At 42.8% G+C, this 20,715-nt stretch carries 18 protein-coding genes; 14 read left to right on the top strand and 4 right to left on the bottom strand.

Translation table 11 applies throughout. The annotated features are described in order from the left end of the window. Positions 1–6 precede the first annotated feature (6 nt). Positions 7–1,224: an aminotransferase class I/II-fold pyridoxal phosphate-dependent enzyme gene (locus CP948_RS04245; protein ID WP_096601525.1), complete on the bottom strand. Its 1,218-nt coding sequence runs from the start codon at positions 1,222–1,224 to the stop codon at positions 7–9. Continuing rightward, positions 1,217–1,582: a TraR/DksA C4-type zinc finger protein gene (locus tag CP948_RS04250; protein ID WP_096601528.1), complete on the bottom strand. Its 366-nt coding sequence runs from the start codon at positions 1,580–1,582 to the stop codon at positions 1,217–1,219. The genes CP948_RS04245 and CP948_RS04250 overlap by 8 nt, the downstream gene beginning before the upstream one ends. A 68-nt stretch (positions 1,583–1,650) precedes the next feature. Between CP948_RS04250 and rgy the strand changes: the two genes are divergently transcribed. The 3 genes from rgy to dxs are packed head-to-tail and all read left to right on the top strand — an operon-like array spanning position 1,651 to position 7,396. After that, a complete protein-coding gene (gene rgy / locus CP948_RS04255; protein ID WP_096601531.1) occupies positions 1,651–5,091 on the top strand; it encodes a reverse gyrase in 3,441 nt (1,146 codons plus the stop codon). Beyond that, the gene (locus tag CP948_RS04260; RefSeq protein ID WP_096601534.1) at positions 5,088–5,489 is read left to right on the top strand and encodes a hypothetical protein; all 402 of its coding nucleotides are present in this window, start codon (positions 5,088–5,090) and stop codon (positions 5,487–5,489) included. The genes rgy and CP948_RS04260 overlap by 4 nt, the downstream gene beginning before the upstream one ends. A gap of 20 nt (positions 5,490–5,509) precedes the next feature. After that, positions 5,510–7,396 carry a 1-deoxy-D-xylulose-5-phosphate synthase gene (dxs, locus tag CP948_RS04265; protein ID WP_096601537.1) on the top strand — a complete coding sequence of 629 codons (1,887 nt, stop codon included), beginning with the start codon at positions 5,510–5,512 and terminating at the stop codon, positions 7,394–7,396. Here the strand turns inward: dxs and CP948_RS04270 are convergent. Then, a complete protein-coding gene (locus CP948_RS04270) occupies positions 7,376–8,344 on the bottom strand; it encodes a GDP-mannose 4,6-dehydratase (RefSeq protein WP_096601651.1) in 969 nt (322 codons plus the stop codon). The genes dxs and CP948_RS04270 overlap by 21 nt on opposite strands. 15 nt (positions 8,345–8,359) lie before the next feature. On the opposite strand from CP948_RS04270, the gene CP948_RS04275 reads away from it, so the two are divergent. From CP948_RS04275 to CP948_RS04325, 11 genes are read left to right on the top strand one after another with little or no spacing between them, the layout of a single operon-like run. Beyond that, on the top strand, positions 8,360–10,888 hold the full coding sequence (locus CP948_RS04275; RefSeq protein ID WP_096601540.1) for a cation-translocating P-type ATPase: 2,529 nt from the start codon (positions 8,360–8,362) through the stop codon (positions 10,886–10,888). Further along, positions 10,855–12,399, top strand: coding sequence for a DNA primase (gene dnaG / locus CP948_RS04280; protein WP_096601542.1), 1,545 nt, complete (start codon positions 10,855–10,857; stop codon positions 12,397–12,399). The genes CP948_RS04275 and dnaG overlap by 34 nt, the downstream gene beginning before the upstream one ends. 17 nt (positions 12,400–12,416) lie before the next feature. After that, positions 12,417–12,881 (top strand): NADH-quinone oxidoreductase subunit NuoE, encoded by a 465-nt coding sequence (nuoE, locus tag CP948_RS04285; protein WP_096601545.1) that lies wholly within the window; start codon positions 12,417–12,419, stop codon positions 12,879–12,881. Then, positions 12,856–14,142, top strand: coding sequence for a complex I 51 kDa subunit family protein (locus CP948_RS04290; RefSeq protein ID WP_096601548.1), 1,287 nt, complete (start codon positions 12,856–12,858; stop codon positions 14,140–14,142). Before nuoE ends, CP948_RS04290 begins: the two co-directional genes overlap by 26 nt. Positions 14,143–14,153: 11 nt before the next feature. Then, complete coding sequence (locus CP948_RS04295; protein ID WP_096601551.1) at positions 14,154–14,576, top strand: hypothetical protein; 423 nt, start codon at positions 14,154–14,156, stop codon at positions 14,574–14,576. Then, positions 14,576–15,640: a tRNA 2-thiouridine(34) synthase MnmA gene (gene mnmA / locus CP948_RS04300; RefSeq protein WP_096601554.1), complete on the top strand. Its 1,065-nt coding sequence runs from the start codon at positions 14,576–14,578 to the stop codon at positions 15,638–15,640. The genes CP948_RS04295 and mnmA overlap by 1 nt, the downstream gene beginning before the upstream one ends. Beyond that, complete coding sequence (rlmB, locus tag CP948_RS04305) at positions 15,637–16,362, top strand: 23S rRNA (guanosine(2251)-2'-O)-methyltransferase RlmB (protein ID WP_096601557.1); 726 nt, start codon at positions 15,637–15,639, stop codon at positions 16,360–16,362. The genes mnmA and rlmB overlap by 4 nt, the downstream gene beginning before the upstream one ends. Next, complete coding sequence (locus CP948_RS04310; protein WP_096601560.1) at positions 16,359–16,622, top strand: hypothetical protein; 264 nt, start codon at positions 16,359–16,361, stop codon at positions 16,620–16,622. The genes rlmB and CP948_RS04310 overlap by 4 nt, the downstream gene beginning before the upstream one ends. Before the next feature lie 51 nt (positions 16,623–16,673). After that, positions 16,674–18,089: a hypothetical protein gene (locus CP948_RS04315; protein ID WP_096601563.1), complete on the top strand. Its 1,416-nt coding sequence runs from the start codon at positions 16,674–16,676 to the stop codon at positions 18,087–18,089. Positions 18,090–18,100: 11 nt separating this feature from the next. Further along, the gene (locus tag CP948_RS04320; protein ID WP_096601566.1) at positions 18,101–18,991 is read left to right on the top strand and encodes a metal ABC transporter solute-binding protein, Zn/Mn family; all 891 of its coding nucleotides are present in this window, start codon (positions 18,101–18,103) and stop codon (positions 18,989–18,991) included. Beyond that, a complete protein-coding gene (locus CP948_RS04325; protein WP_245810083.1) occupies positions 18,982–19,725 on the top strand; it encodes a metal ABC transporter permease in 744 nt (247 codons plus the stop codon). Before CP948_RS04320 ends, CP948_RS04325 begins: the two co-directional genes overlap by 10 nt. Here CP948_RS04325 and CP948_RS04330 read toward each other — a convergent pair. Continuing rightward, positions 19,678–20,715 carry a glycosyltransferase family 9 protein gene (locus CP948_RS04330; RefSeq protein WP_096601569.1) on the bottom strand — a complete coding sequence of 346 codons (1,038 nt, stop codon included), beginning with the start codon at positions 20,713–20,715 and terminating at the stop codon, positions 19,678–19,680. The two genes, CP948_RS04325 and CP948_RS04330, sit on opposite strands and share 48 nt — an antisense overlap.

The raw sequence follows: 20,715 nt of genomic DNA on the forward strand, positions 1-20,715 counted from the left end.
CTTTTCTTAGGTACTTGAACCGCTTTTAGTCTTAAATTTTTCTAAAGCTCTTTTTATGCCCCTTACCGCCTGCCTTATACGGTGCTCATTTTCTACTAAGGCAAACCTCACATAACCCTCTCCATACTCACCAAAACCTATGCCCGGTGAGACTGCTACCTTTGCCTCTTGGAGCAAAAACAGGGAAAAGCTCAATGAGTCCATATCTACCCATTGGGGTATCTTTGCCCATACGAACATGCTTCCTCTTGGTTTTTTAACTTCCCAGCCGATCCTGTTTAACCCTTCTACGAGCACATCTCTCCTACTTCTGTATATCTCTCTGTTTTTCTCCACTATCTCATAGGTGCTTTCAAGAGCTATGATGGACGCTACTTGTATAGGTGTAAAAACTCCGTAGTCTAAGTAGCTCTTTAGGTGAGCTAAATTCTTTATGAGAGTCTCGTTGCCAACTACAAAAGCTACCCTCCAACCTGCCATAGAAAAACCTTTGGACATGGAATAGAGCTCTACCGCTACATCTATAGCACCATCTACCTGAAGGATACTGGGTGGAGTATAACCATCAAAACCAATGTCCGCATAAGCAAAATCATGCACTATCCATACACCTTCTTGCTTGGCAAGTTTTACTATTTGCCTAAAGAAATCCAAGTCCACGCATAGGGTAGTAGGATTGTGGGGAAAGCTAAGAACTATGGCTTTCGGTTTCCTAAAGGATGTTTTTATAAGGTCGTGAAGTCTCTTTATAAAGTCTTCCGTAAGGTCTTCCTCTGGTAGTAGCGGAACAGAGATAGCATCTGCGTTGCATATTATAGGAGCATAATAATGTATAGGATAAGTGGGGTTTGGAACTATGACTGTATCTCCGGGTTCAAGCATAGCAAGCATAAGGTGAGAGTAGCCTTCTTTTGCACCTATGGTCATTATGGCGTTCTTCTCTGGGTCTAACTCTACGCCGTACCGTCTTTTGTAAAAATCGCAAATGGCTTTTCTGAGTCTTGGTATTCCTTTCGATGCAGAATAACCGTGTACATTGGGTTTCCTCGCAACTTCGCACAGCTTATCTATTATGTGCTCAGATGGAGGAATGTCCGGATTTCCCATACCTAAGTCTACTATATCCTCACCTTCTCTTCTGAGCTTATACTTTAGCTCGTTTACCATCGCAAACACATACTTAGGTAGTTTTTTAACCTTTGGAAACATCCACTCTTCACTCATTTTCCGTTTCCTCTTCAAGTTCTTTGCAATTTATACACATGGTGGTTACGGGTCTTGCTTTTAGTCTCTCAAAAGGTATCTCTCTTCCGCAGTTCTCACAGATTCCATAAGTCATATTTTCCATCTTAAGAAGAGCGTAATCTATTTTTCTGAGAAGTTTAAGTTCTCTGGTCTTTACCCTCTGGAGTTGTAGGTAGCGCTCCGTTTCTATGTTAGCCCTGTCTATCTCGTCTCCACCCTCAAAGGTTATGTTGGAAGGATCTTTTATCTGCTCATCCGCAGACTTAATGATCTTCTCCCTTATGGATAGAAGCAGGTCTCTTAGCTCTTTTATTTGTTCCTCTGTAAGATGGCGCATATTTAAATTATACGCTGGGTGAAGATCTAAGGTATAAATTTAATACTTTTGCTATAAGATAGTAAAACATGATAAAAAGTATTCTGCTTAGACTTTGTCCCAACTGTGGAGGAGATATTAGTGCAGACAGACTGCTAAAGGGTTTGCCTTGTAATGTTTGTATGCCAGATGAGGAAAAACCACTATGTTCCGTGCTTAAGCAAGGAGAGCTTAAAAAACTCTGTTATGTGGAAGAGCAATTAAAAGAGTGGGAAGAAGTCTTTGAGATGTACATAAGGTCAAAGCCGTGGAGTTTGCAGTTTGCGTGGGCTAAAAGGGTTTTTCTGGGAAGTTCCTTTGCTCTTTTAGCTCCAACAGGCGTTGGTAAAACTTCCTTCGGTTTGTCTTTGGCTTTCTATCTTGCCAAAAAAGGAAAAAAGTCTTACATAATCCTGCCTACCAGACTGCTGGTAAATCAGGTAAGCAAGCGCCTAAAGAAGATGGGGATTAAAGATTCAGACCTTCTTACCTTTGGTGATGAAGAAAGAAAAAAGAAGGAGGAAAAAAAGGAAAGATTAGTAAAAGGAGACTTTCTCATACTTGTTTCCACCTCCATGTTCCTTTATAGGAACTATCAACTTATCCCCAAGGATATGTCTTTTGTGTTTGTAGATGATGTAGACTCTTTTTTGAAAACTGCTAAAAATGTAGATAAAGCTCTTTATCTTTTAGGCTTTAGTGAGGAAGATATAGAAAAAGCTATGAACCTCATAAGGTTAAAGGAGAAGTTCAAAAAAACAGATCAAGACTGGGAGAGGATAAGGGAGCTTTCAAACCAACTTAGAGAGCTGTCTCAAAAGGTAAAGGGTGTGCTCGTAGTATCTTCTGCTACATCAAACCCGCGCTCCAACAGGATAAAACTCTTTAGAGAGCTGTTGGGTTTTGAGGTGGGAACTCCTACTTTTTACCTTAGAAACATAGTAGATGCTTACGCACATTACCAAGAGCAGGACCTTTCTGAATGGATAAAAAAGCTGGGTAAAGGTGGGCTTGTGTTTTTGCCCTCTGACAAAGGAAAAGAAGAGGTATCAAATCTTGTAAAAAGCCTTGAAGAAAAGGGTATAAGAGCGGTCTCTTATGAGGACTTAGATGAGAAGCATCTTCATGACTACGAGAAGGGCAAAATAGATGTGATAGTGGGTATAGCTTCCTACAGAAATCCTCTGGCAAGAGGCTTAGATATGCCTCATGTGGTCAGATACGCTCTTTTCTACGGTGTTCCCAAAATAGTGATATCTCTGAGTTTTGAAAAGAGCCTTTCTCATTTGCTTTGGGCTCTCTCTTCTGTTAGGCATCACATAGCAAAGCACCTGAGCCATCACATACAAAAAGTGGATAACTGGATATCCAAGCTAAAAAGGTATCAGTACATAAACGAAGAGTATCTGGAAGAGAAGAAGGATCTCAAAGATAAGATAGACCAGCTCAGAGAGGAGATAAGGCAGTTTTTGATGAGCCAAGAGGTCATCAGTATCATTGAAACATCAGAGGACCTAACGCTAAGACTCGTAAATGGGGATTATCAGATGGTGGTCTCTGACGCTACAGGATACCTTCAGGCAAGCGGAAGGACCTCCAGAATGTTTGCAGGTGGCATAACAAAGGGACTTAGTCTCCTTTTAGTTGATGACCCAAGAGCTTTCAATCATCTCAAGAAAAGGGTAAGATGGTTTAGTGAAGACATAGACTTTGTTCCCATCTCTTCCGTAGACTTGGAAAAGGTGCTTTTGGAGATAGACAATGACAGAGCTAAGGTAAAGGAGTTCCTAAAGGGGGAGAAAGCTCCACAGCAGACAGACCTTCTAAAACCTGTACTCATAGTGGTTGAATCACCAAACAAAGCAAAAACAATAGCTAACTTCTTTGGAAAAGTAGTAAGAAGAAGAATAGGACAACACGAAGTCCTTGAGACATCTCTTGAAGACAGATATCTTATGATCACCTCTTCTTTGGGTCATGTGTTGGACCTTAACAAGGAAGAGGGATTCTACGGTGTTTATGTAAATGAAGAGATAGTGCCTGTTTATGAAAGCATTGAAGGAAAGGAAGAGCTCATAAAAAGCATTAGGAGAATGTCCCTTGAGGCTATGCAGGTGCTTATAGCAACAGACCCAGACACAGAAGGAGAAAAAATAGGCTGGGATCTTATGGAGTTGCTAAAACCATATGTGAAGGACATAAAGAGAATGGAATTCCACGAGGTGACCAAAAAAGCCATAATTAAAGCCATAAAAGAGCCAAGGGACTTTAACGTTAACTTGGTAAAGGCTCAGGTGGTGCGAAGGGTTGCAGACAGATGGGTAGGTTTTGAGTTTTCTAGATTTTTACAACAGGCGTTTGGAAAAAGCTGGCTTTCTGCTGGAAGGGTTCAAACACCTGTGCTTGGTTGGATCATAGAAAGGGAAAAAGAATACAGAAAAAGGATATACAAGGTCTTTGTGAGGATAGAAAGGGACGGAAAAGTCTTTAAAACGGAGTTCAGTTTTGAGAACAAAGATTCCGCAAAGGAGTTCTACGATAAGCTAAAGTATCTTGAATTTCAAGTGCTTGAAAGCAAAGAAGAATACAGAAATCCACCTCCTCCTTACACTACAGACAGTCTCTTGAAAGATGCCAGCGATAGGTACAAGTTTTCACTGCCAAAGACTATGGACTTGGCTCAGACGCTCTTTGAACTTGGTTTCATAACATACCACAGAACGGATTCTACGAGGGTTTCTGATTACGGTATAAACGTAGCCAGAGAGTACATAAAGGAAGAGCTTGGAGAAGAGTATTTTAGACCCCACCGCTTTGCAGAAGGTGGAGCGCACGAGTGTATAAGACCAACAAAGCCTATGGATACGGAAGAGTTAAGAGCTTTAGTCCTGAGCGGTCAGGTGGAAAACATCACAAGGGAACACATAATGCTCTATGACCTTATTTTTAGGCGATTCATGGCAAGCCAGACAAGACCCGTAAAAGTAAAAACCCTTGAAGTACTTGTAAAAGCAGGTGAGTTGGAGCAGAAACACACGCTCACAGTACAAATCCTTGAAGACGGTTGGAACAGGTTTTTGTACTTAGAGATGCACCCGCACATAGAGGGTAAAGTTCCAGTAGAGGGCATAAAAGAGCTGAAAGAACTTCCTAAGGCATTTCTCTACACTCAGGGTGAGCTCGTTCAGGAAATGAAGAGAAGGGGTATAGGCAGGCCATCTACTTACGCTACCATAGTGGAGAAGCTCTTGGAGAGAGGCTATGTGATAGAAAGGAAAGGCTTTTTGATACCTACAAAGTTGGGCAAATCCGCTTACGAATACCTGAGCAAAAGGGAGGGCATAAGAGAGTTTGTCTCGGAAGAATTCACAAGAAAGCTTGAAAGCCTTATGGACTTGGTGGAAGAGGGTAATGTGGATTACCAGGATATACTTAAGGACTTATACAGGGTTATAATGTCCTTAGAACCCCTTTTGGAGGTAGGAAGATGATCCTTCACCCGCTTTTTGCTTACGCTACTGTACTGTTAGCCCTTGTAGTTTTTGTGCTTTATACTCTCAGTTTAAGTCTGCTAAAAAACAGCCAAGCTTTTAGGTACGCACTTGTTTTACATGGTTTTCTTATAGTGGTAGCGTTGCTGTCGGTGCTTGCAGGATTTTCGGTCTCTGCTGTGCCATTGGTGCAGTCCAAAGCACCCTTTGTCTGGATGTTTCCTCACAAGTGGAACGGCATACTTCTTTTACTTTACACACTTTTTTCCTTCCTGTTTTTATGGTTTAAGGGAGAGAGTGCAGGCAATAAAGGGCTATTGGTGAGTGTAGTTGGGATCCTTATAGTGCTCTTTCAGCTCTTTACCGGGTGGATGTTAAGGCTTGTATTTTTCTCGTAAAAGTCCTATATTCATAGGCTATGTTGGAGAGGTACCGCATGCTAAAAGAATACACAGGTCCCATAGACTTAAAATACATGTCTTATCAAGAGCTGACCGAGCTTGGACAAGAGGTAAGAGATTACATTCTTGAGGTGACAGCAAAGAACGGCGGACATGTGGGTCCTGGTCTTGGAGTTGTGGAGCTCACCATAGCTCTTTTGAGAGCCTTTAATCCTCCTTCTGATGTGATAGTTTGGGATATTGGACATCAGGCATATCCTTGGAAAATACTCACGGACAGAAAGGAGATCTTTCCTACCTTAAGACAGTACGGTGGTATATCGGGTTTTCTCAGAAGAGAGGAGAGTTTATATGACGCTTTTGGTGCAGGGCATAGTTCCACATCCATTTCTGCTGCGCTTGGTTTTAGAAAAGCGATGGATTTGCTGGGTCAAGAAGGTTATGTAGTTGCAGTTATAGGCGATGGTGCTATGACCGCAGGTATGGCTTACGAAGCTTTAAACAATGCGGGGCATCTGAGACCTAACCGCTTTATAGTGATACTCAACGACAACGAGATGTCCATATCTCCTAATGTAGGTGCCATATCCACTTATCTCAGTAAGATTCTTAGTGGAAGATTTGTACAAGAGACAAGACAGAAAGTAAAGCATCTGCTTGAACACATAAGCGGTGCAGGCAGGATAGTAAAGCTCACTGAAGAGTTCCTTAAAGGGCTCATATCCCCCGGAATAATATTTGAAGAACTGGGTTTTAATTACATAGGACCAGTAAATGGGCATGATCTTCCCGCTCTTGAAAAAACTCTTGAGAATGTGAAGCTCATAGAGGGTCCTGTACTTCTCCACATATACACTAAAAAGGGCAAAGGCTACAAACCAGCAGAGAACGATCCCGTCACTTGGCACGGTGTAGCTCCTTACAAGAGAGAGTCAGGAGAGTTTATCAAAAAACCTTCACCTCCTACATGGACCTCTGTTTTTGGCAGGGCGGTAGTGGAGCTTGCAGAAGTGTTTCCCGAACTTGTGGTTATAACACCTGCCATGAGGGAAGGCTCTGGACTTGTAGAATTTAGTCAGAAGTATCCCAACAGGTTTTTTGATGTAGGTATTGCGGAACAGCACGCTTGCACCTTTGCAGGAGGACTTGCCGCTCAAGGGTTAAAACCCATTGCTTCTTACTACTCCACTTTCCTACAGAGAGCCTACGACCAGGTGATTCACGACATAGCCCTTCAAAACCTTCATGTGGTATTTGCCATAGACAGAGCTGGACTGGTAGGAGATGATGGACCAACACATCACGGAGTTTTTGACCTTTCTTATCTTAGGTGCATTCCCAACATGGTAGTTTCTGCTCCCAAAGATGAGCAAGAGCTCAGGGACCTTCTTTATACCGCTCTTGAGTGGAACGGACCCTTTGCAGTAAGGTATCCAAGGGGACCAGCTTACGGAGTGCCAACGGAAGGCTTTAAGAAGATACCCGTAGGTAGCTGGGAAGTTCTTTTGGAAGGAGAAGATGTGGTCATTCTTGCAGTCGGCTATACTGTATATCAGGCACTAAAATCTGCGGAACTCCTCAGGAAAGAAGGTATAAAGGCGGGTGTGGTAAATGCTCGCTTTGTAAAGCCTATGGATGATGTGCTTCTTACACATCTGTGTGAAAGGTATCCCCTTTTTGTAACGGTAGAGGACAACACTGTAGTTGGTGGTTTTGGCTCTGGAGTTCTTGAGTGGCTCTCCCAAAAGGGTATACTAAAGAAGACACTGCTCATAGGCATTCCAGATAAGTTTATAGAACACGGAAACCAAAACTTGCTCAGGAGCTTGGTAGGTATAGACGCAGAAGGCATAGCCAAAAGGGTAAGAGAGTTTGTGAAAAAGTCAGAGCTTCACATGCTTTAACCAGCCCCAGTTATCGAGGGTCCACTCAACGGTTCTCTTTATACCCTCCTCTAAGCTCACCTTTGGCTCCCAACCCAAAACTCTCTTAGCTTTTTCTATATCAGCCCAGGTGGCTTTCATGTCCGCTTTGTGAAACTCTTTATATTCCAAAAGAGCCTTTTTACCCGTGTATCTTTCTATGAGCTCAATGACATAAGAGAGACTGTGAGGTTTATTGCTTCCAAGATTGAATATCTCATAGCCTACTGTGTTAAGAGCAAGGATAGTGCCTTCTGCTATATCATCTATGTAAGTGAAGTCTCTGCTCTGGCTACCATCACCGAAGATCTGCAAAGGCACACCCTCAAGAATCCACTTGATAAACCTAAAGATGCTCATATCTGGTCTTCCCGCAGGTCCATAAACGGTAAAGTAGCGCACCACAGCCACATCTATTTGGTAGAGGTAATGGTAAGTATAAGCCATAACTTCTGCGGACTTTTTAGAAGCTGCGTAAGGAGATATAGGTGTATTCACAGGAAGGTCTTCTTTGAAAGGCATGGGTTGTCCTGCGTATAAGGAGGAAGTAGAGGCAAGGACAAACTTTTTTACCCCATGCTCCTTGCACATCTCAAGGAGGTTAAGCGTCCCAAGAGCGTTGGTAGTCATATAAACAAAAGGATTTTCTATAGAATACCTAACACCTGCTCTTGCTGCCTCATTTATTACCGCATCAAATGAATGTCTTTTAAAAATTTCCCTAAGAGAGGAGAGGTCTTCTATGTCTGTTTGATAAAAGGTAAAGTTTTCGTAATTTTTAAGAAGGTTCAGTCTGTAATCTTTTAGCCGGACATCGTAGTAATCGTTAAGGTTATCTATACCTACAACTTGGTGTCCTTTCTGAAGGAGCTTCTCACAGACCTTCCAGCCTATGAACCCTGTGCACCCAGCAACAAGAAAAACACTCATTATAATGATTTTAACATGCATCAACTAAGCCCTCAAGAAGCCCTTTTTAAACTTAACGCAAGTTTACAAGGTCTCAGCGAAAGAGAGGCACAAGAAAGGTACAAGCAATACGGACCCAATGAACTTATCCACGAAGAGGAAAGCAAGTGGAGGCTTTTCTTAAAACAATTTACAAGCTCTTTCAACTTGATACTTATGATAGCAGGGCTTTTGGCTTTCTTCTTGGGAGACATGAAAGATGGCGTGGTCGTTTATGGGATCGTAGTGATAAATGGTCTTATTGGCTTTTATCATGAACTTAAAGCTCAGGCATCCGTCAGAGCTTTAAAGGAGATGACCTCACCTAAGGTTAAAGTGATAAGAGAAGGCAGAGAGAAAGAGGTAGACATAAAAGAGCTCGTCCCCGGCGACATGGTACTCTTATCAGAAGGTGATGTAGTTCCTGCGGATATAAGGCTTGTGGATGCAAGCGGTCTGCTCGTCGATGAGGTAGTACTGACGGGAGAATCCTTTCCTATAGAAAAATCCGCAGATGTAGTTCTTCCTGAAGACACACCCATTTACCAAAGGTCTAACTGCCTTTACAGAGGAACGACCATATTAAGGGGTAAGGCTTTGGGAGTGGTTTTTGCAACAGGCAATAACACTCAAATAGGTCAGATAGCCAAGAAGATGCAAGAAAAGACACCTCCAAGCCCCCTCACTAAGGCTCTGGAAAATTTTGGGAAAAAGTGGATAGTGGTACTTCTGATTATTTTATCTTTCTTAGTGCTCATAGGTGTGCTTCAAGGAAGAGAGCCTAAGAATCTTATGTTTTTTGCTGTTGCTCAGCTGGTTTCTGCGGTCCCAGAAGGGCTTCCAGTGGTGGTTACCATAGCTCTTGTGGTGGGTGCGTTGAGATTAGCAAGGGAAAAGGTTTTGGTAAAGCACCTTCCTGCTGTTGAAACATTGGGAAGTGCCACCTACATCTGTTCTGATAAAACGGGCACCATAACCTTAGGAAAGCTAAGGGTTGAAGAATACGTTAGCTATGACAGGTTGAGGCTCTTTTTAGCATCAGCCTTATGCAACGATGCCACGGAAAAAGGAGGCGATCCGTTGGAGGTTGCTCTGCTTGAGTGGTTAGAAAGAGAGAGGGTAAACTGGAAGTTCTTGAGAAAGGTCCATACACGCCTTTGGGAGCACCCCTTTGATACCAAAAGGAGACTAATGGCGGTTATAGTCTCTTCAGGTGAAGGCTTGCATCTTTACATAAAGGGTGCGCTGGAAAGCTTGGCTCTTCTGTGCGATAAAGAATTACCGGAAGATGTATGGAAACACCACGATATGATGGCAGAAAAAGGTTTGAGGGTGTTGGCTTTTGGATATGCAAGGCTTGAAGAAATTCCGAAAAGTATAGAAGATGCAAAGGCAAAGATAGTGGGACTTGTAGGGTTTTTAGATCCGCCAAAGGAAGGAGTAAAGTCTGCAGTTGAAACTGCCAGAGAGGCTGGCATAAGGATCATAATGATAACGGGAGACAATGTGCTTACAGCAAAGACAGTTGCAAAGATGGTTGGTATTCACTGGGAAGGAAGCTTATGTATAGAAGGTAAAGACATGGAAAAGCTCTCTGATGAAGAGCTCTACCACCTGCTAAAAAGGGTTTCTGTTGTAGCTCGCGCCACACCCGAGGACAAATACCGTATAGTTAAGGTGCTTCAATCAAAAGGGGAAATAGTGGCTGTTAGTGGAGATGGCGTCAACGACGTACCAGCCTTGAGGGTAGCAGACCTTGGAATAGCCATGGCTTCTGGTTCTCAAGCAGCAAAAGATGCATCAAAGATGGTTATATTGGATAATAACCTTGCCATTATAGTGAACGCTATAAGAAGAGGCAGGCTCATAACCAAAAACATATCTAAGGTAATAGTCTATCTCCTCTCCACCAATGCCTTTGAGATAACTTATAACTCCCTTGCATTGATAAATGGCTTGCCTCTGCCTCTCTACGCTACACAAATACTGTGGATAAACCTGGTGACTGATAGCGTGCAGGATAAAACTTACCCATTTACCCATTACGAGGGAAACCCTATGAAGGAAAAACCACGCCATCCAGAAAAAGCTTTTACAGGAAAGGAGGTGTTTTTGAAAGTACTATACAACGGACTTATTATGGGTGTTGCCCACTACTTTCTGTTTAAGTACCTGCTTGCCATCTACCCTTATGAGACAGCTCTGAGCATAAGCTTTACTTCGGCGGTAATAAGCCAGTGGGCTGTAGGCATTCAGGAGATTGGAGAAAGCCCCTTCTTCAAAAATCCCTTTCAGTACTTAAAGCTCAATCCTTACATATATTTGGGAATATCTATAGGTTTACTACTGCAATCTTTGGTGGTTTTTGTCGTACCTCAATACCTTCACGCGGTTCACCTTTCTGTTGAGGAGCTCTACTACGCAGTCCTTGTGCCTGTACTCACCTTCTTAGCCATAGAAGTGAGGAAGTGGATGCTCTATATTTATAAAGCATGTCCGACAGAGAGGATATTCTTAAAAAGATAGACATTGTGGATGTCATATCCTCTTACATAGACCTCAAAAGGGTAGGAAGTAATTACAGCGCAAGATGCCCTTTCCACCCAGATGATACACCTTCCTTTTTCGTATCTCCTTCAAAAGGTATATTCAAGTGCTTTGGGTGTGGTGTAGGTGGTGATGCCATAAAGTTCGTCTCCTTGTACGAAAACATAAGCTATTCAGAAGCTCTTATAAAGCTTGCAAAGAGATACAACATTCCCATCAAGGTGAAAGAAAGTAAGAGATCCACCAAGGTGCTTCAGATCCTTGAGCTGGTAGCAAGCTATTATCATAACGCTCTTGAGAATGCACCTAAGGTTATAGATTATCTCAAAAGCAGGGGTGTATCTTCAAAGAGCGTCCAAAATTTTATGCTGGGATACTCCCCTTCATCCGAAGACTTGGTAAGCTTTCTTAAAAAAGAGGGCGTTCTTGATGCTTACGAAAAGACAGGGAACTTGATCAAGCTTGACGAAGGGGTATACAGGGATCTGTTTGCGGGGAGAATCATAATACCTATAAGAGACGAAAAAGGAAACTGTATAGCCTTTGGTGGAAGACTTCTTCAGGAAGGGCATCCCAAGTACATAAACTCACCAGAGAGTGAGTTTTTTAAAAAAAGGTCTGTTGTATTTGGTCTGCACCAAGCAAGAGAGTACATAAAGGAGATGGGCTTTGTGGTAGTGGTTGAAGGTTATTTTGATGTAATCAGTATGCACCAAGAGGGCTACAAAAACACCGTAGCACCTTTAGGCACAGCCTTTAGCCAAGATCACGCCAAAGTCCTCTCCAAATACACAAAAAACGCGGTGCTACTCTTTGATGGTGATAACGCGGGGAAAAAAGCGGTAAAACTTGCAACACCCTATTTACTTTTCCAAGGTGTTAATGTAAAGGTGGCATACCTTCCAGAAGGTGAGGACCCAGACACCATGGCAAGAAAGGACAAAGAAGGCCTGCGCACCCTCATTCAAAATGCACAAGACATTTTCCAGATTTTGATAGAAGAGATTAAAGAAGGCAAAAGCTCCTCGCTGAAGGACTTTCTTTATTACGCAAGCTTTGTAAAGGACAAGGTTTATCAACACGAGCTTATAAAGTTAGCAAGCTCTGCATCAGGCCTTCCTGTGAGCCTTCTTTATGAGCAGATGCCCAAGGTTCAAAAAGTGGAAGAACAAGAGGAAACCTTAGGTTTAACCTATAACGAAAAAGTGTTTCTGTTAGGTCTTATGAGGTTGGGAAGGGAAGAATATCTGAAAGAAGTTTTGCTTTCACCTAAAGCCATGCAGATAGCGGAGTACATCTTAGCAGGAGATTACCACATGGTGCCAGAAGACATAAAAAACACAAAGGTTTATGATCTAGAGTCTGCTTTTGAGACTAGCTATCATCTTCTAAAAATAGATAAGTCCCACTTTAGCCAAAGTACAAAGGACATAAAAAAGATGCGAGAGGAAAAAGACAGATACATAGTCCGGTTTAGAAGGAGGAAATAATTTATAATTTTAATACCATGCTGGAAGAAGGTCTTCTGAGCAAGCTCAAAGAGCATGCGGAGTACTTTCCTAAGAAGGAACAGGCTATACTTATGTGCCTGCACGAAGTACAAAATCACTACGGACACATACCTTCCTTTGCCCTTGAGGAGGTTGCCAAGCTTCTTGACCTGCCACTGAACCATGTGGAGAATGTGGTGTCTTTTTATGACATGTTTGATAGAGGAGAGCCTGCAAGGCACAGGATAAGAGTGTGTGTAAGCATAGTGTGTGAGCTTATGAACAAGGACAAGCTAATTAAGGCTCTTAAAGAGCTTTTGGGTATAGATTTTGGTCAAACTACCAAAGATGGGCGTTTTAAACTAATAGCGGTTCAATGCTTGGGTGCGTGTAGCGAAGCACCCTTTTTTATGATAGACGAAGATTCTTACAAATTTGAGAGTAAGGAGAAACTCCATGAGATCCTATCCCGTTATGCCTAACATATACACGGAAACCACCTTGGATATGCTCTTAAGAAGAGCAAAAAAACCAAGGGTGCACACTATAGAAGACTATCTGCGGGGCGGAGGTTATCAAGCTCTTGAGAAGGCGCTTAATATGGATCCTCAGGAAATAATAGAATGGGTGGACAAAAGTCAGCTCAGAGGTCGTGGTGGTGCGGGTTTTCCCACCGGCAAAAAGTGGAAGTTTGCAGTCCAAAACCCTGCTCCCAGATATCTTATATGCAACGCAGACGAATCTGAGCCGGGCACTTTCAAAGACAGGGTGCTCATAGAGAGAGACCCCCACCTTCTGATAGAGGGCATGATCATATCCGCTTACGCCATTGGTGCTAATGAGGCTTTTATATACATAAGAGGAGAGTACACCGCAGGGTATTACATACTAAGAGACGCTATAGAAGAAGCAAAAAAGAAGGGTTTTTTAGGGAAAAACATACTGGGAAGCGGTTTTGACCTGGAGATATATGTGGCAAGGGGTGCAGGCGCTTACATATGCGGTGAGGAGAGCGCTCTGATAGAATCCCTTGAGGGCAAAAGAGGTTTTCCACGCATAAAGCCTCCCTTCCCTGTGCAGTACGGACTTTTTGGAAGGCCCACAGTGGTCAATAATGTAGAAACTCTCTGCAACATACCTTTTATCGTAAAGCTCGGTTGGGAAGATTACAGATACATAGGACCCAGTGATTATCCGGGACCAAAGCTCTTTCCAGTAAGCGGTAAGGTTAAAAAACCCGGTGTTTATGAGCTTCCCATGAACACCACCTTAAGAGAGGTGGTTTACAAGTACGCAGGGGGAACTATAAACAACAAGAAGGTTAAGGCGGTATTTTCTGGTGCGCTTGACTGCTTTTCTGCAGAAGAACTAGACACACCTATGGACTACTCACCCTTTGGTTTTGGAGGAACGGGAACGGTAATAGTGTTAACAGAAGAGGACGATATAGTCAAGATGTGTTTAAAGGTGGCAGAGTTTTATGCTCACGAGAGTTGTGGGCAGTGCACTCCCTGTAGGGTAGGCACATACGAGCAGGCAAATCTTCTACATAGGATAATTCAAGGTATCGCAACAGAGAGGGATTGGGAGGGCTTTGATTTTGTAAACCAGTTCATACAGCCTACTTCTATATGTGGTCTTGGTGCGGTGGCAGGAAGGCTCATAAGACAAGCCATGAAAAAGTTTCCAGAAGAATGGGAAAGATACAGAAAGTTCTCTACCGAGCGTACCCTTAGCGTTTAAATTTATAATCTATGACTAAGGTTTGGGGATTTGAAGATATAGAGTCCGCAAGAGAATACTTAGCTAAATACCTGCTTAACTACATACACATGGAGTTGGAGACCTTACCAAAAGAAGAGTGGGAAAAAACCCTTACAACATGGGCTAAAATATGCATGTTTGCGAGCACCCTTTTGAATAAGAAGGATCAAGAAAGAGAAGAGCTATATAAAAAGCACAACTTTGATCAAGTGATGATAGGCATAGCGGAAGATGTAAGACACACCCTTTTGGGTGCATACTCATTGGGCATACTAAAGGATGGAGAAAAACCTTATCAAGTAATACCTAAGGGTGTGGATTTGGTACTGCAAAAGGAAGAGCTTCTAACTTCTTACAGTTTAAGAAAGGAAGTCCTTGATTATATTAGAGATTTTTTTAGGAGAAAAAGGTAATGAGAGTAGCGGTAGGTATGAGTGGAGGAGTGGACAGTAGTGTGTCCGCTCTTCTTATGAAACTTGCAGGGCACGAAGTTATAGGGGTGACTCTGAGATTTCATACTCTTCCAGAGAGCTGTAGTGCAGACGATCTAAGAGTTTGCTGTTCACCACAAGATGTTAAGGACGCAGTCAGAGTATCTGAAAAACTTGGCATACCTCATATAACCTTAGATTGGGAAAGAATATTTAAAAGCAGGGTCATTGACTACTTTGTAAGGGAATACTTGGAGGGGAAAACTCCAAACCCTTGCGCAGTGTGCAACAGAGACGTAAAGACGGGCTTTTTGGCAAAGTATCTCAGAGATGTAGCTCAGATAGACAAGCTTGCCACAGGTCATTACGCAAGGATTTTAGAATACAAAGGCAGAAAGCTCATAGCAAAAGCTGAAGATAAAAGCAAGGATCAATCTTACTTTCTTGCTCTTTTAGAAAGTGATGCTATTGAGCTCCTTGAGTTCCCTCTTGGGTCTTTAACAAAGGAGGAAGTAAGACGCATAGCCAAAGAGTACCATCTGCCAGTAGCCCAAAAGAGAGACTCTCAGGAGGTTTGCTTTCTGATGGGAAAAAAGCCCGGTGAGTTTCTCAGAGACTTGGTTGGTCCAAAAGAGGGTATCATAACAGACACTGAAGGCAGGGTGTTAGGGAAACACACAGGTATATACAACTTCACTATAGGACAAAGGCGTGGACTTAGAGTGTCTGCGGGTAAGCCCCTTTATGTAATAGATGTGGACTGGCAAAACAACAGGCTAATCGTAGGAGAAGAAGATAAGCTTTACAGAGACAGCTTAAAGCTTTTATACTTGAACGCACACTTACCTATAGAGGAGTGGGAAGATGTCTATGCAGTAGTGCGCTACAGATCAAAACCTGTAAAGGTAAAGGACATAAGGGAGGCTGAAGATAACACCTATGTTGTGGAGTTTGAGGAAAAGGTCTGGGGCATAACCCCCGGACAAGTGTGTGCTTTCTACGAAGGGGATGTGCTTTTAGGTGGAGGTGTGATCGCCAAAGAATGATAGTTTATGGTAAAAATCCCGTTATAGAGGCTCTAAGGTCTGACAAGGACATAGAGAAAGTGCTTGTGGCTCATGACTCTCATCCACCTTATCAGGTGGTAAAGCTCTGCAAACAGAAAGGTATAAAGATCCAAAAAGTTCCAAGGGAAAAGATAGAGGAGCTTGCAGGTACAAAGAAAACCCAAGGCATTCTTGCCATCATAAGCCCTATAAAGTATGTACCACCCGAGGAACTTTTCAAAACTACAATAGAAAAAAACTCTTTTTTTCTGGTTCTTGACCACATTACAGACCCACAAAACGTAGGAAATCTTTTACGGACCTGTGAAGTGTTTGGCGGAGTGGGAGCTCTTTTACCTACTTACAGGTCAAGCCCTATAAACGAAACAGTGGTAAAGGCTTCTTCTGGTGCAGTGTTTTACCTTAAGCTTTCAAAGGTTTCTAGTCTCTCAAACTCTTTGAGGGAATTTAAAAAGCAAGGTGGTTGGGTAATAGCTGTAGAAAGAGGAGGAAAGGACATAAGAAGCTTTTCCATGCCCCTGCCCTGTGCCTTAGTTTTAGGGTCCGAAGGAGAAGGGGTTTCCAAAAATATTTTGGATATATCTGACACTGTTTTATCCATACCTATGGTGGGGAAGATAAACTCTTTGAATGTGTCTTCCGCAGGAGCTATAGCCATGTGGGAGTGTGTAAGGAATGTTATAATGTATAACAAAGAATGAGAAGAGTTCTCTTAGCTCTGCTTTTATTACTGCTTGGCTTAGAGGGCGGAACGGTACTTATCCACGAGCACAAGGACGGAAAGCTCCACCTTGACTGTTCTGTATGCGTGCTCAAATCCAGCCAGCAGATAGAAGAGAATCCAAAGATAGAGCCAAAGAAGTTAAGCTTTTTAAGTTTCCACATAGAGACCCAAAACCCTCAAGCAAAACCCATCTCAAAAGCTTACACCCACAAACATCCAAGGGCACCTCCTGTGTAAAGTCTTTTATCTAAATTTTCTGATTAAAAAAAAACGTAGGAGGTGCTAACTATGAAAAAGGTACTCTTGAGCCTTGTTATATTCAGCACCACCTTTGCTCAAGAAAGTTTGGAAGAGCTAAAAAGACAGCTTGAAGAACAAAAGAGGCTCATAGAAGAGCTTCAAAGGAAGATAGAAGCACTTGAAAAGGCTCAAAAAGAGGTCCCAAAACCCACCACTCAGGTCAAAGAAGAAGCACAAAAACCAGCACCCGCTGACCGCACGCTACAGCTAAGGCTAAAGTATGATGACAGACTAAAAGCTTATCAGGTGTCTCCCTTCAGACAGACCGCCTTTCTGCCAGATATCTCTTTTATAATTGACACCTCTTTTGTAAGCAGAAATAGAAACGATCAGGTCTACAAAGAGCTTGAAATTCCGGGGCTTTATGACAAACACGCACACGGAGAGTTAAACGAAAAGAGAGGGTTTAACCTCAATTACGGTGAGCTCTACCTGTATGCACCTGTAGACCCTTACTTTGACCTTTATGCTACCATTCCTTTCTCAGAGGAAGGTTCAGAGCTTGAAGAGGCATATGCGGTCACGCGCGGGCTTCCCTTTGGCTTTCAGTTTAAGGTGGGTAAGTTTAGGAGTTCTTTTGGAAGGCTAAACGCTCAGCATCCTCACGTGTGGGACTTTGCCAACCAGCCATTGGTGTATAAGGTATTTCTGGGAGATGACGGTCTGAAAGAAAAGGGTGTTCAGATAAACTGGCTTGCACCTACACCCTTTTATCTGGTTTTTGGTGCAGAGGTCCTTCAAGGGGAAAATGAGCAGAGCTTTGGTACAGATGGTTTTAAAGTAGGGGATATTTCCATTGGGGATGCGCGCAAACCCAACCTTTATGTGGGCTTTGTGAAAACTTCCTTTGATGTGGGCAACCTTTCGGTGCTTACGGGTCTGTCCTTTGCTACGGGTAAAAGCAGGATAAATCACCTTGAAACTGAAGAGCCTCACGCTTTTGCAGGAAAGACTAAACTCTACGGCTTTGACCTGACCGCTAGGTATTCCATAGACTCTTACAGGTATGTGTCCTTTCAAGGTGAGTATCTTTATAGGGACCAGAAGGGCACACGCTACGCTTATGACAGCAACGGAAACCTAATAACTCCATACTTATCTAAAAAGCAAGGGGGCTTCTACGCTCAGCTTGTTTGGAGGTTTGCTCCAAGATGGAGAGCTGGCATTCAGTATAACCTGATAAACAAAAACGACGTGAAAGTTATGGGAGTAAAGCAAGACCTTTCTTCACACCTTCCTGCCTACTACGCTATGCTTGAATACGATCCTACTGAGTTTTCACGCATAAGGTTGCAGGTGGGACAAAACAGAGCCTTCTTTTACGAAGGACAACGTAAAACAGTTAATGAAGTTATTTTGCAGTTTAACTTTGCCATAGGTGCTCACGGAGCACATCCGTTCTAAGGAGGTAAGCGATGAAAAAGGTATTTTTTGCCGTTTTATCTTTTATAGCTCTTAGTTTTGCACAGATCAAAGTTGTAGCCACATACCCTTGGATAGGTGAGCTTGTAAGGGAGATAGGAAAAGACAGAGTGAGCCTGTATGTCATAGCTAAAGGTTCAGAGGACCCGCACTTTGTGGTTCCCAAACCTTCCCACATAGCAAAGTTAAGAAATGCAGACCTTTTGGTAATTCAAGGGGCAAGCCTTGAGATAGGTTTTTTACCCCCGCTCATACAGCAGTCTAACAATCCCAAGATACAACCCGGAAGGGAGGGCTTTTTGGACTTATCCGCTTTTGTCCAGATCATAGAAAAACCAGTTAGCGTCTCAAGGGCTATGGGAGATGTGCATCCCGAGGGCAATCCTCACTACCAGCTTGATCCCCACAACATACCAATACTTGCTAAAGTACTAAAGGAAAAGTTATGCCAGCTTGATGAGAAAAACTGCACTTACTATGATCAGAACCTTAGGGACTTTACTAAACGCTGGGATGAGAGAGTAAAAGTTTGGGACAAGGAACTTTCCGCACTGCGTGGCACTAAAGTGGTTTCTTACCACAAACTTTACAACTACCTTCTTTACAGATATGGAATAGAGCTCATAGGCACCTTGGAGCCCCTTCCGGGCATCCCACCCACCGCAAAACACACGGAGGAAATCATAAAAGCTATACAGACAGCAGGTACTAAGGTGTGCATACTTCAGGACGTATATCACGAAAATAGGACCGCTCAGTATGTGAGTTCCAAGACAAATGCCAAGGTGGTTATCCTTCCTCACGATGTGGGTGCCATAAAGGAAGCCAGAGACCTCTTTAGCCTCTTTGAGCAGGTGGTAAGGAGGCTTAGCGAATGCAAATAATGGATGTCCTCCTTACCGCTTTTTTACTGTCTGTTGTCCTGGTGGGTATTCACGCCTACTTTGGAAGGGTGATCATTCAAAAGGGAATAGTCTTTACTGACCTTGCGGTAGGGCAGATGGCTGGGACAGGCCTTGCCCTATCCCTCTTGCTTTCTCAAGAATCCTATACATACTCTCTTACCTTGCTTTTTGCTCTGCTTGGTGCCCTTTTTGTGTATCTCTCAGAAAGACTAAAAGCCTTCCAAGAAGCCTTTATAGGTCTTCTTTATGCCTTTGGTATTTCTTCCACCTACCTGCTCCTTTCCAAAAATCCACACGGAGCGGAGGAGTTTTTGAAGCTCTCTGCTAGCGACATACTCTTTACTCCAAAAGCAGAAGTCCTAAAGGCGGGAATACTTTACGCTTTTATAGGTTTTTTGCTCTACCTTTCTCAGAAGAAACTAAGAGAACCTTATAAATCCATAACCTTTTACTTTCTTTTTGCCCTTACTCTTACAAGCTCAGTAAGGTTGGCTGGTGTTTTGGTGGTCTTTGCTCTTTTGCTTGCTCCTGCTCTGGTGAGTCTTTTGTTTGAAAGGAAGCTTTTGTTTGCGTGGCTTTACGGCTCTATCCTTAACGCATGGGCAGTGATCTTCTCTTACCTTTGGGACTTTCCCACAGGTTTTAGCGTGGTCTTCTGGCAGGCTTTAGGGGCTATGCTGTCCTTCTTTTTTAAAATTCTCGTAAAGCCTTAAACCCTCCTCTACCGCATAATGTATGTCTTTTTCGGAACGCAAAACCACGCAAGAGACCCAGGGATGTCTATGGTAAGAGATGGGAAAGTCTTTGACAAAAAGGGCAAGAGTGGGCACCTTTAGAGCTACCGCCATGTGATAAGGTCCGCTGTCTGTAGACACAAAAAGCCTGCAAGACCTTATAAGTCCCGGAAGTTCTAAAATATCTGTTTGTCCTGCAAGATCAAAAGCAGGCAGGGAGTAGTTTTTGAGAAACTCTTGGTTTATGTCCTTTTCAAAACTGGCACCCGTCAAAACTAACAGTGTGTTGGTTTTTTCTTGCAACCGCTTTATAACTTCCCTCAAAAGGTCCAAGTTAGGCCTTTTCCAAAGGGCATCTGGTGTTCCACATCCTATGTTAAGACCAATAAGCTCCCTGTCTTCAGGAATGTAAAATCTTTTTCTAAAGCTCTTTCTAAACCTTAACGCCTCTGGTGTTTCTTCAAGCTCTATAGGAATGCCCCTTCTTTCTATACCCAAAGCCTTCAAAACTACAAAGTATCTGTCTGTATAATCCTGTATGTTTAGTTTTCTTGATGACTCTGAGGAGATACTGTAAAAGTATCCTCTAAAGGGTATTTCTGCAACTCCTAAGGACACTATACCGTACTTTAACCTTGCATAAAGGCAGAGCAACGAAGACTTAAGACCGTGAGGCTCAAAGTCAATAATAAAGTCAGGATTTACCTTTTTCACAACACGGTCAAACTCCCTAAAAAATCTCACCCAATCCCTTATACCTTTGATGTTTTTGTCAATAACGTAGAAGGAAGAGAGTAGGTGGTGTCTTGATATGAGTCTTTCTGACACCGCTCCTTTGTCTTTTGTAAGAAACAGAAGGTGAAGTTCTGCATCGGGAAAATGGTTTTTTAGGGCTCTCCAGCTTGCGCTACCTCTGAGCATGTCCCCAATACCTGCAGAATGTCCCATAAGCATGAGAATTTTACGCAT

Origin of the sequence: Hydrogenobacter hydrogenophilus (assembly GCF_900215655.1) — a bacterium.
Lineage (GTDB): Bacteria > Aquificota > Aquificia > Aquificales > Aquificaceae > Hydrogenobacter > Hydrogenobacter hydrogenophilus.

Coding starts and splice junctions, on each gene's coding strand:
- nuoE (WP_096601545.1), top strand. CDS start 12,417: ATGCTGGAAGAAGGTCTTCTGAGCAAGCTCAAAGAGCATGCGGAGTAC.
- CP948_RS04310 (WP_096601560.1), top strand. CDS start 16,359: ATGAGAAGAGTTCTCTTAGCTCTGCTTTTATTACTGCTTGGCTTAGAG.
- CP948_RS04295 (WP_096601551.1), top strand. CDS start 14,154: ATGACTAAGGTTTGGGGATTTGAAGATATAGAGTCCGCAAGAGAATAC.
- rlmB (WP_096601557.1), top strand. CDS start 15,637: ATGATAGTTTATGGTAAAAATCCCGTTATAGAGGCTCTAAGGTCTGAC.
- CP948_RS04330 (WP_096601569.1), bottom strand. CDS start 20,715: ATGCGTAAAATTCTCATGCTTATGGGACATTCTGCAGGTATTGGGGAC.
- CP948_RS04320 (WP_096601566.1), top strand. CDS start 18,101: ATGAAAAAGGTATTTTTTGCCGTTTTATCTTTTATAGCTCTTAGTTTT.
- CP948_RS04315 (WP_096601563.1), top strand. CDS start 16,674: ATGAAAAAGGTACTCTTGAGCCTTGTTATATTCAGCACCACCTTTGCT.
- CP948_RS04270 (WP_096601651.1), bottom strand. CDS start 8,344: ATGAGTGTTTTTCTTGTTGCTGGGTGCACAGGGTTCATAGGCTGGAAG.
- CP948_RS04325 (WP_245810083.1), top strand. CDS start 18,982: ATGCAAATAATGGATGTCCTCCTTACCGCTTTTTTACTGTCTGTTGTC.
- CP948_RS04260 (WP_096601534.1), top strand. CDS start 5,088: ATGATCCTTCACCCGCTTTTTGCTTACGCTACTGTACTGTTAGCCCTT.
- CP948_RS04250 (WP_096601528.1), bottom strand. CDS start 1,582: ATGCGCCATCTTACAGAGGAACAAATAAAAGAGCTAAGAGACCTGCTT.
- CP948_RS04290 (WP_096601548.1), top strand. CDS start 12,856: ATGAGATCCTATCCCGTTATGCCTAACATATACACGGAAACCACCTTG.
- rgy (WP_096601531.1), top strand. CDS start 1,651: ATGATAAAAAGTATTCTGCTTAGACTTTGTCCCAACTGTGGAGGAGAT.
- CP948_RS04245 (WP_096601525.1), bottom strand. CDS start 1,224: ATGAGTGAAGAGTGGATGTTTCCAAAGGTTAAAAAACTACCTAAGTAT.
- dxs (WP_096601537.1), top strand. CDS start 5,510: ATGTTGGAGAGGTACCGCATGCTAAAAGAATACACAGGTCCCATAGAC.
- CP948_RS04275 (WP_096601540.1), top strand. CDS start 8,360: ATGCATCAACTAAGCCCTCAAGAAGCCCTTTTTAAACTTAACGCAAGT.
- mnmA (WP_096601554.1), top strand. CDS start 14,576: ATGAGAGTAGCGGTAGGTATGAGTGGAGGAGTGGACAGTAGTGTGTCC.
- dnaG (WP_096601542.1), top strand. CDS start 10,855: ATGTCCGACAGAGAGGATATTCTTAAAAAGATAGACATTGTGGATGTC.